Annotated in this window: 13 protein-coding genes; 3 read left to right on the top strand and 10 right to left on the bottom strand. The window is 68.3% G+C overall.

The genetic code is table 11. The annotated features are described in order from the left end of the window. The first annotated feature begins 65 nt into the window (after positions 1-65). Positions 66-1,181, top strand: coding sequence for an exonuclease SbcCD subunit D (locus tag C6I20_RS09505; protein ID WP_118395741.1), 1,116 nt, complete (start codon positions 66-68; stop codon positions 1,179-1,181). Continuing rightward, positions 1,178-3,775 (top strand): AAA family ATPase, encoded by a 2,598-nt coding sequence (locus tag C6I20_RS09500; protein WP_118395740.1) that lies wholly within the window; start codon positions 1,178-1,180, stop codon positions 3,773-3,775. Before C6I20_RS09505 ends, C6I20_RS09500 begins: the two co-directional genes overlap by 4 nt. On the opposite strand, the gene C6I20_RS09495 is transcribed toward C6I20_RS09500, so the two are convergent. From C6I20_RS09495 to C6I20_RS09460, 8 genes are all read right to left on the bottom strand, one after another. Continuing rightward, positions 3,772-4,344, bottom strand: a complete 573-nt coding sequence (locus tag C6I20_RS09495; protein ID WP_371682681.1) for a DUF998 domain-containing protein — start codon at positions 4,342-4,344, stop codon at positions 3,772-3,774. The two genes, C6I20_RS09500 and C6I20_RS09495, sit on opposite strands and share 4 nt — an antisense overlap. 68 nt (positions 4,345-4,412) lie before the next feature. Further along, positions 4,413-5,558 (bottom strand): cystathionine gamma-synthase, encoded by a 1,146-nt coding sequence (locus C6I20_RS09490; RefSeq protein WP_118395738.1) that lies wholly within the window; start codon positions 5,556-5,558, stop codon positions 4,413-4,415. Continuing rightward, on the bottom strand, positions 5,555-6,931 hold the full coding sequence (locus C6I20_RS09485; RefSeq protein WP_118395737.1) for a cystathionine beta-synthase: 1,377 nt from the start codon (positions 6,929-6,931) through the stop codon (positions 5,555-5,557). Before C6I20_RS09485 ends, C6I20_RS09490 begins: the two co-directional genes overlap by 4 nt. Positions 6,932-6,976: 45 nt before the next feature. Then, positions 6,977-7,696 (bottom strand): hypothetical protein, encoded by a 720-nt coding sequence (locus C6I20_RS09480; RefSeq protein WP_162891243.1) that lies wholly within the window; start codon positions 7,694-7,696, stop codon positions 6,977-6,979. Then, complete coding sequence (locus C6I20_RS09475; RefSeq protein ID WP_118395735.1) at positions 7,693-8,226, bottom strand: DUF6318 family protein; 534 nt, start codon at positions 8,224-8,226, stop codon at positions 7,693-7,695. Before C6I20_RS09475 ends, C6I20_RS09480 begins: the two co-directional genes overlap by 4 nt. A gap of 74 nt (positions 8,227-8,300) precedes the next feature. Continuing rightward, entirely contained in the window at positions 8,301-8,759 is a 459-nt protein-coding gene (locus C6I20_RS09470; RefSeq protein WP_118395734.1) for a TM2 domain-containing protein, read from the bottom strand. Positions 8,760-8,787: 28 nt separating this feature from the next. Beyond that, the gene (gene secD / locus C6I20_RS09465) at positions 8,788-11,067 is read right to left on the bottom strand and encodes a protein translocase subunit SecD (protein ID WP_254052095.1); all 2,280 of its coding nucleotides are present in this window, start codon (positions 11,065-11,067) and stop codon (positions 8,788-8,790) included. A 76-nt stretch (positions 11,068-11,143) separates the two neighbouring features. Continuing rightward, on the bottom strand, positions 11,144-11,485 hold the full coding sequence (locus C6I20_RS09460) for a hypothetical protein (RefSeq protein WP_162891242.1): 342 nt from the start codon (positions 11,483-11,485) through the stop codon (positions 11,144-11,146). 169 nt (positions 11,486-11,654) lie between these two features. Here C6I20_RS09460 and C6I20_RS09455 point away from each other — a divergent pair, with 169 nt between their 5' ends. Then, complete coding sequence (locus tag C6I20_RS09455) at positions 11,655-12,626, top strand: aldo/keto reductase (protein WP_118395731.1); 972 nt, start codon at positions 11,655-11,657, stop codon at positions 12,624-12,626. 140 nt (positions 12,627-12,766) lie between these two features. Here the strand turns inward: C6I20_RS09455 and C6I20_RS09450 are convergent, their stop codons facing one another. Further along, the gene (locus C6I20_RS09450; protein WP_254052094.1) at positions 12,767-13,333 is read right to left on the bottom strand and encodes a hypothetical protein; all 567 of its coding nucleotides are present in this window, start codon (positions 13,331-13,333) and stop codon (positions 12,767-12,769) included. 83 nt (positions 13,334-13,416) lie between these two features. Next, positions 13,417-14,253, bottom strand: a complete 837-nt coding sequence (gene efeU, locus C6I20_RS09445; protein WP_118395729.1) for an iron uptake transporter permease EfeU — start codon at positions 14,251-14,253, stop codon at positions 13,417-13,419. Positions 14,254-14,320: the final 67 nt, after the last annotated feature.

Here is a 14,320-nt window from a genome sequence, read left to right as displayed (position 1 = left end):
CAGCATCCAGGGGTGGATGGCGTGTGATCCGAAGGACTGACGGTGGCGACGGATACCGTCAGGACATGCGATTCGTGGCGACGGCTGACTGGCAGCTGGGGATGACCGCGCACTACCTCGGTGATGAGGCGCGCCCCCGGTTCGCTCAGGCGCGCATCGACGCGATTCGCAGCATCGGGCGGGTCGCCGCCGAGCACGATGCGGCATTCGTCCTGGTGTGTGGTGACGTGTTCGAGTCCAATCAGCTCGACCGGGCCGTCGTCGCACGGACCTTCGACGCGCTGGTTGACGTGACGGTGCCGGTCTGGCTGCTCCCGGGCAACCACGATCCGCTCGACGCGGCTTCGATCTACCGGTCCCGTGAGTTCGTGGAGGGCTGCCCGGAGCACGTGCACGTCCTGGACACCCCTGGCATCCACCGGGTGGCCGACGGCGTCGAGATCGTCGCCGCTCCGTGGTTCAGCAAGGCGCCGCTGACCGATCTGGTGGCAGCGGCGCTGGCCGACGTCGAGCCCACCGACGGCATCGTGCGCATCGTCGCCGGCCACGGCACCGTGCTGGGCATCGACCGCGACAACCCTGCTGGGATCAGCGAGGACGACCTGACCCGCGCGATCGAGGCCGGTCGGGCCGACTTCGCGGTGCTCGGCGACAGGCACTCGACGACCCGCGTCACCGATCGCATCTGGTATCCCGGTGCGCCCGAGGTGACCAGCCGCCGCGAGGACGATCCCGGCAACGTGCTGGTAGTGGACATCGACGGACCCTCGGTCACCGTTGAGTCCGTCGCGGTCGGCACCTGGGCCTATGTCCACCACCGCGCGGAGCTCACGAGTACGGCCGATGTCGACGCACTCGAGCGACAGCTGGCCGAGCTGCCGGCCAAGCACCGCACGGCGGTGTGGTTGTCGCTGACCGGCGCGCTCAGCATCGGCGAAAAGGCGCGACTCGACACGATCCTCGATGCGGCGCGCGACCTGTTCGCCCTGGTCGACCTGTGGGAGCGCCACAGCGATCTCGTGGTGACTCCTGCCGACGGCGAGTTCGGCGACCTGGGGCTGACCGGGTTTGCCCGCGATGCCGTTGATGACCTCACCCGGCGCCTGGAGGGCGACGAGGCGCGGGCTGCTCGTGACGCCCTGGGTCTGCTCTTTCGCTTCAGCAGTGGGGGAGCGGCGTGAAGCTGCACCGGATCGCGCTGACCGACTTTCGGGGTGTCACCAGCAGCGACGTCGACTTCGAGGCGCCCGGGGTCACAGTGGTGGTCGGCCCGAACGAGGTCGGCAAGTCCTCACTGGCCGAGGCGCTCCGGCTGATCCGTGAGTTCAAGTCCTCCTCGCAGCACTCGTCGATCCGTGCGATCCAGCCGACCAACCGGGATGTCGGCCCCGAGGTGACGATCGAGGCCTCCAGTGGTCCCTACCGGTTCGTCTACACCAAGCGATGGCTCCGCAAGCCGATGACCGAGCTGACTCTCTCCGCCCCGACGGCCGAGCAGCTCACTGGCGATGCGGCACACGACAAGGTCGAGCAGATCTTCGACTCCACGATGGACGACGACCTGTGGATGGCGCTCCAGCAGGTGCAGGGCGAGTCACTTCAGCAGGCGCGGCTGGCGCGGGTCGTGCCCTTGCAGTCGGCGCTGTCGACATTGGCCGACGACGATGCAAGCAGCACCTCGCACGAGGACCTGATCGATCGCATCGAGCGGGAGTTCCGTCGCTACTTCACCGCGACCGGCAGGCCGACCGATATCTACGCCGCGACGATCCGTGAGCTCACTGAGCGCACCGACGCCGTCGGAGTGGCCGAGCAGGCCGTCCGGGCTGTCGACGACGTCGTCGATCGGCATGAACGCCTGACCGCCGAACGGGGCAGACTGGCCGAACGGGTTGGTGCCGCCCGAGCCGATGCCGATGAGCTCGCTGAGCGCGAGGGTGAGCTGACCGACCTGCGTCGCCGGCAGGACGAGGCGACCGTGCGCCTCAACCAGTCCGAGATCGCGCTCGCGGCCGCAGAGGCTGCCGTCACCGCTCGGGCCGAACGCGTCACCGAGGCCGAGCAGCGCACTGCGCAGTCGGTCATGGCCACCGAGGCGTGGGAGGCGGCAGCGGTCGAGCACAAGGCAGCGGTCGCGTGCCTGACCGAGTTCGATGCGGCCCGTGAGGATGTCACAGCTGACGTCCGTGATCTCCGTGCCCGGGTCGTCGAGGCAGACCGCGCCGTGCGCTCGGTGCAGGCCAGGATCGACGCCCAGGTCATCTGTGAGCGGCTGGCCGGCATCGATGCAGCCACCGCCCGGTTGGAAACGGCCGAGACCGAGATCGCTGACAATCTGGTCGACGCCGAGACCGTCCAGCGGCTGGCCGACCTGCTGGCCCGCACGCACGCCGATCGTGATGCCGCCGCGGCAGGCGCGGCCCGATTCACCGTGGAGCGGCTCGGCCCGGGTGCTGTGACGGTCGACGACGCCGAGGTCGACGGCAGCGTCACCCGAGACCTGACCGCCGCCGCGACGGTCGAGGTGGTTGGTGTCGTGCGTGTCCGCATCACGCCGGACGACAACGCGGTTCGCCGCAGCCGAGAGATCGAGGAGCGGGAGCACCAGGTCAAGGCGCTGCTGGCAGAGCTGGAGGTCGCCGACCTGGCCGAGGCTCGTCGACGCAGCGGCGAGCGCGAGGACTCCGAGCGGCGCGCCGACGCCGCCAGGGTCGAGCGGGAGACGTTGCTCGCGGGAGAGACGGTCGAGGCCGTACGCGCAAGACTGGCGGCTGCAGCGACCACGACGGGGCCTGCGCCGGGACCGACCGAGCTCGCGGATGCCCGCTCGACACTGGACGAGCTGACCGACCAGCTGGCCGAGAGCGAGGCAGCCGTCACAGACTCGCTGCAGGAGCGCGAACGCATCCTGCTGTCGCTCAACTCCGCCAACGAACGCCGACTCAAGGCCGAGACTGTCTCCGGCAGTGCGGCCGACGAGGCCCATCGAGCGGTGGTCAGGCTGGCGTCCGATCGTGACGTCCACACCGACGTCGCGCTTGCCGAGGCGCTGACCGACGGCCGGGCCCAGCACGGGCTGCACGCGGCTGCGCTCGAGGCGACCCGGACGGCACTGCTCGACCAAGACGCCGACGGGCTCGAGATTCTCGCCTCCAATGCGCACGAGCTGGCCAAGCGGCTCGTTGACGATCTGGCCCAGCAGGATGCTGACCTCGCAGCGTCGTCCACCGAGCTCGAGGTGCGCGGGCGCGACGGGTTGCGCGACCGACTCGACATCGCTCGGGCCCGATTGGCCGACACCCGCCGGGTGCATGACTCGCTCGAGTCGCGTGCAGGTGCGGCCCGGCTGCTGCGCGACACGATGCGCACGCACCGTGACTCCGCGCAGCAGCGCTACGTCGCACCATTTCGCCACGCCGTCGAGTCGTTGGGGTCGATCGTCTTCGGGTCGGGGTTCGCGGTCGACATCGGTGATGACCTGTCGATCGTCAGCCGCACGGTCGACGGCGTCACGGTGCCATTCGACTCGCTCTCTGGTGGAGCCAAAGAACAGCTCGCCCTGATCGGACGACTGGCGACGGCGCAGCTGGTGAGTGCCGACGACGGCGCACCCGTGATCCTCGACGACTCACTCGGATTCACCGACGCTGACCGGCGACGCAGGCTCGCCGCCGTGCTCAACCGGGTCGGCGCGACCTCACAGATCATCATCTTGACCTGTGAGCCCGAGCGGTTTGCCGACATCGGCTCGGCCCGCACGGTGCGGCTCGGCTAGGTGCTGGTTGACCTCGTGCGCGAGGCCATGCTGGTCAGCGCCACGGCGGACACCCAGGCGTAGCCCGGCCACAGCGCGAGCCGTTCGAATCCACCCACTCCGGCGTCCCCTCCGACCGACAGTAGTGCGGCGAAGCCCAGCACACCGATCGCGGACAGGCTCGCGACGGCGAGGGTCGCCCGGGCGAGGCTTCGACGGGTCGCCCACAGGCTCACGCCGGTCAACAACAGGGCCGTCGGCTGGGCCAGGAAGACCGGCAGCGCGACCATGCCGTGCAGGCCGCCGTCCTCGTTGACCGGCACCAGGCCGACTCCGATCGACCCCAGCCCGGAGACACACCACAGGGCCACGGCAGCCATGCCGGCCCGTCCGGGCAGCACGCGGCGGCCCAGCAGCAGCGCGCCGATTGCCAAGGTGCAGCCGAAGTAGGCGAACCCGACGTTCATGAGCCCATGCCACGGAGAGCACAACACGTCACCCCGGACCGCGCGGCACGACGTGTTGCCCAGATCGCTGATCGTGCTGCTCGCAAACCGGTAGTCCGCGGACGCCTGCAGGCCGACGACGATCTCCAGGAGGATGTAGAGCGGCTGCAGCGTCCACGCGGTCGCGCCGAGCAGTGCGCCGCGGCCCAGTCTCAGCGCAGTGCCTGCTCGAGGTCGGCCAGCAGGTCCGCAATGTCCTCGATGCCGACCGACAGCCGTACGAGGTCGTCGGGCACCTCGAGCTGAGAGCCGGCCGTGGAGGCGTGCGTCATCGCGGCGGGGTGCTCGATCAGCGACTCGATGCCACCGAGGCTTTCCGCGAGGGTGAACACCTTGGTCCGCGAGCAGAAGTCCTGCGCTGCCTTGCTGCCGCCCGCGACGCGCACGGAGATCATGCCGCCGAAGCGGCTCATCTGCTTGGCGGCAACCTCATGGCCGGGATGACCCGGCAGACCCGGATACAGCACGGACGTGATCGCAGGGTGGCCCAGCAGCAGTTCGACCACGGCCTCGGCGTTGTCGCAGTGCTTGTCCATGCGGACCGCGAGTGTCTTGGCTCCCCGCATGGTGAGGAAGGCGTCGAACGGGCTGGGAACGCCGCCGGCACCGTTCTGCAGGAAGGCGAAGGCGGCATCGAGCTCAGGATCGTTGGTGACCAGGACGCCGCCGACGACGTCGGAGTGTCCGCCGATGTACTTCGTGGTCGAGTGCAGCACGACATCCGCGCCGAGCGCCAGCGGCTGCTGGAGGTAGGGCGAGGCGAAGGTGTTGTCGACGACGAGCTTGGCGCCGGCATCAGCCGCGATCTGGCTGATCGCAGCGATGTCTCCGACGTTCAGCAGAGGATTGGTGGGCGTCTCGATCCAGATGGCCTTGGTGGTCGGTGTGACCGCGGCCCGGATTGCGTCGAGGTCGTTGACCGCCGCGACGGAGTAGGTGATGCCCCACTGGGTGAACACCTTGTCGATCAGCCGGAACGTGCCGCCGTATGCGTCGTCGGGGATCACCAGGTGATCGCCGGGGCGCAGCAGCGAGCGGAGGGCGCAGTCTGTGGCCGCCATGCCCGAGCTGAACGCCCGGCCGTGTGCTCCACCTTCGAGCGACGCGAGGTTGGCCTCGAGGGCCGTACGGGTGGGGTTGCCGGTGCGGGCGTACTCATAGCCGCCGCGCATGCCGCCCACGCCGTCCTGCTGGAACGTCGAGCTGGCGTAGATCGGCACGTTGACCGCGCCGTTCTCGGCATTGGGCTCATATCCGGCGTGGATCGCTCGGGTCGCGAAACCAGGTGTCTCGGTCATACGTGTACTCCCAACAGGTCGTGGCGGGTCAGGACGCCCAAGGGCTTGCCGTCCTCGATGACCATGACGGCATCGCTGACGCTGAGCGCCTTGAGGGCGGCGTCGAGGCTCTCACCCGAGCCGAGCAGCGGCAGGGCCGGCTCCATGTGCTTGGACACCGGGTCGGTCAGCTGTGCGCGTCCCTCGAACACCGCGCTGATCAGCGCGCGCTCGTTGACGCTGCCGGCAACCTCGCCGATCACGACGGGTGGCTCGGCACCGACGACGGGCATCTGCGAGACGTTGTACTCGCGCAGGATCTCGATCGCGTCGCGAATCGTCTCCGCGGGGTGCGTGTGCACCAGCGCCGGCATTCCGCCGGACTTGCTGAGCAGCAGATCGCCGACAGTCATCTGGTCTGGTTGACCGTCGAGCGGCTCGCGCAGGAAGCCATAGGACGACATCCAGTCATCGTTGAAGATCTTGGACATGTAGCCGCGGCCGCCGTCGGGCAGCAGCACCACGATCAGGGCGTCGGGCCCGGCCGTCTCGGCGACCTTGAGCGCGGCCACCGTGGCCATGCCGCAGGATCCGCCAACGAGCAGTCCTTCCTCGCGGGCGAGCCTGCGAGTCATCTCGAACGAGTCGGCGTCCGAGACCGCGATGATCTCGTCAGGGATCGACGGGTCGTAGGCGCTGGGCCAGAAGTCCTCACCGACGCCCTCAACCAGGTAGGGGCGGCCTGTGCCGCCGGAGTACACCGATCCCTCGGGGTCGGCGCCGATGACCTTGACCTTGCCGCCGGACACCTCCTTGAGATAGCGACCGACGCCCGTGATGGTGCCGCCCGTGCCGACGCCAGCCACGAAGTGCGTCACCTTGCCGTCGGTGTCAGCCCAGATCTCGGGGGCGGTCGTCTCGTAGTGACTCTGCGGACCCGCGGGGTTGGAGTACTGGTCGGGCTTCCACGCACCCTCGGTCTCGCGGACCAGTCGGTCGGACACGTTGTAGTAGCTGTCGGGATGCTCGGGCGGGACCGAGGTCGGACACACGACGACGGTGGCGCCATACGCGCGCATCGTGTTGCGCTTGTCCTCGCTGACCTTGTCGGGGCACACGAAGATGCATTCGTAGCCGCGCTGCTGGGCGACCAGCGCGAGACCGACGCCGGTGTTGCCGGAGGTCGGCTCGACGATCGTGCCGCCGGGCTTGAGGGCTCCGGAGGCTTCGGCGGCGTCGACCATCTTGACCGCGATGCGGTCCTTGGCGCTGCCGCCGGGGTTCATGTACTCGATCTTGGCGGCCACGGTCGCCGATCCGGCGGAGGTGACCGAGTTGAGTCGGACCAGCGGGGTGTTGCCGATCAGGTCAACAATGTGATTCGCAATGGGCATACGGCCCATTCTTGCATTCCTCTGGCTACCTCGAGCGGGGCGGCGTCACGGCTTGGTGAGGACCGGCGCAGCCTCATCAACGTCGAGCGCGGCGGCTGGCCCCGAGGCCTCGAGGGTCTGCCCGACCGTCTGCCACCCACCCCCGTCGACGCGGTAGTGCACGCGGTAGGTGACGTCGACGCGCGGGCGCACGGCTTTGGCCGGAACGCGGTAGCGGTGCGTCACGTCCAGAGCGGGATATGGGGCGCCCGGGCGGCTGGTCGTCGAGGTCGTCCCGTCGCCGTGGACCCAGCGATAGCTCACGGGGTCGGCGGTCAGGTCGATGTTGAAGCCCAGCAGGTTGATGTTGCGAGCGAACTCCTGAGGCAGCGTGTAGAAGATCGTCGGAATGTTCACGAGGGTCTCGTCGCCTGGTTGGATGCGCACCGCGAGACTCGGCAGCCCGATCTCCCGCACGGCCCGGACGATGTCGCCCTCGGTCAGGTCACGCCCCTCCGGATCACCAGCCGCCTCCGAGTCCGGCGTCTGCGCGTAGCACTGGATCTCCTCGACGGCATCCACCTGGCACACCGTGTCCACCGGATCCCGATGAATCACGGGTCCTCTCAAAGGGCGCTGAACGATCTCCATGTTTCCGCCGTAGACGCGGATGGCTTTAAGGCCAACAGAAGGCCCGTGATCTGATGGATCAACGTCGATCCCGGACGATGTTGGAGCCACGAGCAGAATGAGCATCGCTGTGAGCGCGACGTTGCTGCGAATCATGAAACCGCTCCAAGGCCGAGTTGCAAGATGCTCCACAGGTTGTCGTCTCGGGAGAGACCGAAACTGACCTTCGCTTTGTCGGGAGGATCGATTTTCTCCTCGCTCGATCCAGTGTCGCGATATCTGCTTTCGTCGGTAGTCACGGTTGTTGTGGCGAGAGTCTGGGGTAGTCGATACCGCATCCGAAGCTCGCTCAGGTTCCACTCGCCACCTTTGAAGTAGCCGCCGGCTTCATAGGTGTCGCGGTAGAGCGTGATGTAGCGCTGGCAGCCTTCGCAATCCGGATCGGACAGCCGGCTCAGTTCATCGACGTCACCCGTTGCGGCGGCGTAGTTGAAGACATCGATGTAGTGCTTGACGAAGGCCGCAGCGCCTTCGGGAGAGTCCAGCTTGGCCTGCGCTGGCATGGTCGGCGGCGTCGTGGTCGGCGTGGCTGATGACGCGCCGGAGGCGGGCTCCCTGGGAGCAGGGTCTGACGAGCACGCCGCCAGGGTCAGCAGCACCACCAGGACAATTCCCCCGAATCGCATGGCAAAAAACTACCGAAGAGCACCGGCTTTTGTCAGCCCCCGGATGTCCCAGCTGTGGATGTCCGCACGCCTGTTCAGGGACGCAGCGGCCGACCCTGGGCGTCGTTCGGATCGCCGACGAGCATCACGATGCCGTCGATGAACGGCCACAACGCGCCGATCCCGCAGGTGAAGATCGTGACCAGGAGCTGTGCGATACCGAGCCCCGTGTCACCGATGTAGAACCGGCCGATGCCAAACGGCACCAAGATCTGCAGCAGGCCGGCGATGAGCTTCTGCTTGTCGGAGTAGGGGATCCCGGTCACCGGGTGGACACCCCACGGCGCAGCTGGGTTCGCGCCGTACGCCTGACCCGGAGGCGGCATCCCGCCGGGTGGCGGTCCGTAGCCGGGCGGCGGCGGGGGATAGGCGCCAGGCGGCGGCTGTCCACCGGGAGGCGGGGCGACCCGGCCGTAGTCGGGTTCGCCGCCCTCGCTCGCGAACGACTGGGTCGGCTCGTCTGGCTGTCCGGACTCCGGCGGTGTCGACGTCATCCCCACACCCTAGGGCTCGCTGGCGCGCTCATATGACCGCACCGGTGGATCGGCCGTCGTCGACATTCGCGTACGGGTCGACGACTCGCTTGCGCGGGTTCGACGGGTCGAACGGCCAGCGCTCCTCGAGCACGACCGCAAAGGCCGACGCGGTGAAGATCGTCGACAGGATGCCGAACGACAGACCCATCAACAGTGCGATCGCGAAGTCGGTCAAGGAGTCGCCGCCAAGCAACGCAAGCGCCGCGAGGATGAACATTGCACCCAGCCCGGTGTTGATCGTGCGGGGGATGGTCTGCAGGATCGCCTCGTTGACCACATCGCGCAGCGGACGGCTGCGGTTCGCCGCAGTGTGCTCACGGATCCGGTCGAACACCACGATCGTGTCGTTGACCGCCAGACCGATGATCGACAGGACCGCCGCGAGGAAGACCCCGTCGATCGGCTTGCCCCACCATGCGAACGTGCCGACCACGGTCAGCACGACCGATGTCATCGACAGGACGGCCGCAGCTGCGTACGTCCACCTGAACCGCCAGGCCAGGTAGATCATCTGTGCTGCGATCGCGATCGCGAACGCGATCAGGGCCTTGTCGCGCAGCTCCTTGCCGAGGCTCGGGCCGATCAGCTCGTCGCGCTCCTTCTCGACGTCTCCCGCGACCCCCGCGAGAGCGGTCTCGATCTTGAACGCCTCATCGTTGGTGATGTCGTCGACGCGGACGGTGATGTTCTCGGCGCCGCCGTCGCCCGACGACGACTGCACGACGGCCTTCGGGAACCCCGCCTCACCGACGGCTTCACGCGCCTTCTCGACCTCGACGGTCTGCGAGGTCGAGTACTCCAGCAGGCGGCCGCCGGTGAACTCGACACCGAGGTCGAGACCACGCAGCGCGATGCCACCGATCGATAACATCGCCACGACCACGGTGGCAGCGATCCAGGTCCCGCTGCGCTTCATCAGGTCGGGGCCGCTCTCGGTCAGCCACTTGCGGATGCGCCCCGTCCCGGCGATGCCGCTGAGCTGCGGGTGTCCGCGGACGTAGGACCGCCGCATGGCCCACTCGCTCAGTACCCGCGCGACCACGAGGGCCGAGAACATCGAGGCCACAACACCGATCGAGAGCGTGACGCCGAATCCCTTGACCGGCCCCGAAGCGAAGAAGAACAGCAGGGCAGCGGCCAGCAGCGTCGTCACGTTGGAGTCGATGATTGCCGACCATGCCTTGCTGAAACCGGTGTTGAGCGCGGGTGAGAGACCTCCGGCCATCCGCTCGGCGTACTCCTCGCGTGCGCGCTCGAACACCAGCACGTTGGCGTCGATCGCCAGTCCGACGGCAAGCACGAAGCCCGCGAGCCCGGGCAGGGTGAGGGTGGCTCCGAGCCAGACCAGCAGTCCGTAGGAGATGAGGGCGTACGACCCCAGCGCGATGGTGGCCAGAAAGCCGACAAGCCGGTAGATGAACATGATGAACAAGCCGGTGAGAACGATGCCGATGATCGCTGCCTCGATCGACGCGTCGATCGCGACCTTGCCGAGCGTTGGCCCGACGGTCCTCTGCTCGATGGTCTCGACCGGCACCGGGAGGGCGCCGCCCTTGATCAGCAGGGCCAGGTCCTTGGACGAGGCCTGGGTGAAGCTGCCGCTGATGCTGGTGCTGTTGCCGCCGCCCGAGGCGCACAGCGCGGGAACCACGCCGGGGGACGAGATGACCTCGTCGTCCAGCACGATCGCGACCCGGTTGCCGGCTGCCGGGTTGGCGCAGGCGTCGGACACGAGCTGCTTCCATCCGTCCCGGCCCTGGCCGTTGAAGTCGACGTTGACCAGCCACTCGCCGAGACCTTGCTGCTCGGTCTGGGCCACTGCGTCCGAGACGCCGTTGCCGTCCAGGAGCGGCTCGCCGACCAGGATGGGCTGACCGCTCTCATCGTTGAGGACTTGCTCGCCCTCGCCCGGCTCGTCGCCTGCCGCGGGAGTGCCGAGGACCTCGTGGAACGACAGCTGCGCTGTCTGGCCGATGATCTTGGCTGCCTCGCGAGGGTCCTGCAGGCCGGGAAGCTCGATGATGATGCGAGTCTCGCCGGAGCGCGCCAGGGTCGGCTCGGCGACGCCCAGCGCGTCGACGCGGCCGCGCAGCACGCTGAGCGCCCGATCGGTTGACTCGGCATCAGCCTTGACTCGGTCGGAGTCCTTGGTCTGGAGCACGATCTGGGTCCCGCCACGCAGGTCAAGGCCGAGCTTGGCCGAGCTGGTGAGCGCGAAGATCAGGGAGATGGCGATGACGAAGAAGGCAGCGACGGCACGCCACACGGGAGCACGGGACAACATGGATGACTTTCACGGAAGTACGCCGGCGAGGGCGCGGATGGACGGGAGGCGGCGCGGCTCACGCAGCCGGCGGTGCCCGTCCGGTTGCGACGACGAGGTCACGTCCTGGTCGTGTCACGACCGCGCCTGGAGCAGTGACTGTCCCGACCTGTGGCACGTGCGGTGTCACGACCTGCAGCGTCGCTGCGAGGTCGAGGTGCGGGAGCACATGAGCGTGCTGGTTGGCGGTGACGGACGGTGGGAGTCGCCCCGGCTTGACCAAGACCCCAGCGTGTGTGGAGCCAGTCATGGGCCGCGATGCCGACATCCCAGGGTGACCGCCGAAGGTCACGAGCATGGCAGCAATGAGTGCGGCAGCCAGCCCGGCGGCACTCCTGCGCACCGCGGGCATCCTGGACATCGGGTGAGTCTAACCGGGCGTGCGACGGTGAAGACAACCCAGCGTCGTCCCACCGATCCCCTGGAGGAGCCGGTGGGACAACTGAGGTGGAGACGCGTGGGTGGCCACGACATGACGGAACAGCGGGTGTGAGCCACGGCATACTCACGTCCATGCCTAGGCTGGCGTGATGACGACACGACGACCGCTCGGCACCAGCGACCTGACCGTTTCGACCGTGGGACTCGGCTGCAATGCCTTCGGCAGCCGGATCGATGCCGACCAGACCAGGGCCGTGGTCGACGCGGCCTTCGAGCACGGCATCGACTTCTTCGACACCGCCGACACGTACGGCATCGGGCAGAGCGAGGAGCTGCGGGGGCAGGCTCTCGGGGTGCGCCGCGACCAGGTCCTCATCGGGACGAAGTTCGGCATGGACATGCAAGGTGCCAACGGGGACGACGGTGGTCGCCGCGGCACAGCGGAGTACGTCCGAACGGCCGTCGAGGCGAGCCTGCGGCGGCTCGACACCGACTACATCGATCTCTACCAGCTGCACACGCCCGATCCATCGACTCCAATCGTGGAGACGTTGGGCGCGATGTCCGAGCTGGTGGTCGAGGGCAAGGTGCGGGCCATCGGCTGCTCCAACCTGCAGGCCTGGCAGGTCGTGGATGCCGACTGGGTCGCGCGCACGGCCGGGCTGGAGTCCTTCGTCACCGCGCAGAATGAGTACTCCCTCTACAACCGCACCGCCGAGGTCGAGCTGGCGCCGGCGTGTCTCTCGCTGGGTGTCGGCCTCCTGCCGTACTTCCCGCTCGCCTACGGGCTGTTGACCGGCAAGTACCGACGCGGGGAGGGGGCGCCCGAGGGGACGCGTCTCGCCGTTCAGTCCCAGCGGCTGCAGGATGCCGACTGGGAACGCATCGAGGCGCTCGAGGCGTACGCCCTCGCACGAGACATCTCGATCCTCGACCTCGCGATCGGTGGCCTCGCGGCGCAACCGGCGGTCACGAGCGTCATCGCGGGCGCGACCCGGCCCGAGCAGGTCGCGGCGAACGCCAAGGCCGGCGGGTGGATCCCGTCGCCGGAGGACCTCGACGAGCTCGCGCTGATCGGCCGGCCGACGCAGTCCTACACGACGTTCGCGCCACGAGGGTGAGGGTCACGTCGGGCTGGGAAGCGCCTCACGGCGCGTGGCCGCTCTAGGCGGCTAATTTTGGGACCCGGGGCTACCACAGCCCGACGCGTGCACCAGCCTAACCGAGCATCGGCGCAACTCAAGGACGCCGAGTCGCGAGTTCAGTGCAGCTGCGACGCGCGCTCCAGGACGGCGGCCCGGCGCAGGTGAAGGGCGGTGTCGACGAGCTTGGCGGCGCTCTGCGGATCGCCGCTCTCAAGCTGTGCCCGACCGACGCCCACGATGTGCGCGAAGGACGCGGCGCGATCCAGTGTCACGTCGAAGTCGGGACCGACGATCCCGCGCACGACGGTGTCGACGAGCTCGATGACCTCTTCGGGACCAGGCGGGTCGACGACCCCGGCGAGCACCTCGTGCACGGGTGCGTACGCCTTGCCGGACGAGAACTCGCGCGCAGCCTGCTCGGGCTGACGGTAGACCCACGTGCGCAACAGGTAGAGCCGCCAGAGCGCTCCGGCCAGGCTGTCGGCAGCGGCGTGCGACCAGAGGTCGGCGATCGCGCCGAGGCCCTCCGCGTCGGCCAGGTGCAGCACCCGATCGACGAGCCCCTGGTCGTCGTCGGACCGGGGTCCGCGCACCAGCAGGTTGGCGATGCGGTGGCCGGCCGCGGTCATCTCGGCGGGATCTGCTCCGTCGGCCTGCGCCTCGAACAGCGCGGATCCGGGCAAGGAAGGCTTCTTGAAGTCGCTCATCCGCGGGCCCGGTGGCCAAGTGCCGCAGTCATGACCCCACGTTAGCCGGGTGGGCCAGATCAGACCGTGCGTGCAGGCTGCTCGACCGGCGGTGCAGCGACTGGCTTGGGCTGGCGCAGGTAGAGCCACAGGACCGGGATGACGTACGCGGTCCAGGCCACGACCTGCAGCCAGGACGGGTCGGGCTGGAAGTTGACCGTGCCCTTGAGCAGCGTGCCGTACCAGCTGTCCGGTGGGATCGTCGAGCTGATGTCAAAGGCGCGGCTGGTGAACCCGGGCAGGACCCCGGCCTCCTGGAGGTCGAAGATGCCGTAGGCCAGGACGCCGGCGGCCACGACGATCAGGAGGGCGCCGGTGACCGTGAAGAACTTGCCGAGGTTGACCTTGATCGCTCCCCGGTAGATCAGGAACCCGAGGCCGACCGCGACAAGGATGCCGGCCGCGGCACCGACGAACGGCGTGCTGGTCGTGCTGCCGACGATCGTGGACCACAGGATCGCGGCCGTCTCGAGGCCCTCGCGTCCGACCGTGAGGAAGGCGACGCTGCCCAGGGCGATGGGGCCGAGCGCGAGCGCATCAGCCATCTGGCCCTCGAGCTCACGCTTGAGCCCGCGGGCGGTGCGACGCATCCAGAAGATCATCCACGTGACCAGCGCGGCCGCCAGGATCGACAGCGTGCCGCCGACGATCTCCTGGGCGGTGAAGGACAGCTGGTCGAACACGACGGTGATGATCGTGAAGGCGACCACGACCAGGGCCAGGGCGGCGGCGACGCCGGCCCACACGAACCGGATCTCGTGCCGCCGACCTGTCTTGACGAGGTAGGCGATCAGGATGCTCACGATAAGGCTGGCTTCGAGGCCCTCGCGCAGCCCGATCAGGAAGTTTCCGAACACTCCATGATCGTAACTTAGGAGTGGCTAACCTTGTACAGCAAAATGGTGTGACCTTGCCGGTGACCGG

It is taken from the genome of Aeromicrobium sp. A1-2 (genome assembly GCF_003443875.1).
GTDB lineage: Bacteria > Actinomycetota > Actinomycetes > Propionibacteriales > Nocardioidaceae > Aeromicrobium.
Note: the sequence above shows the minus strand (reverse complement) of the source record. Positions and strands in the feature narration are given on the sequence as shown.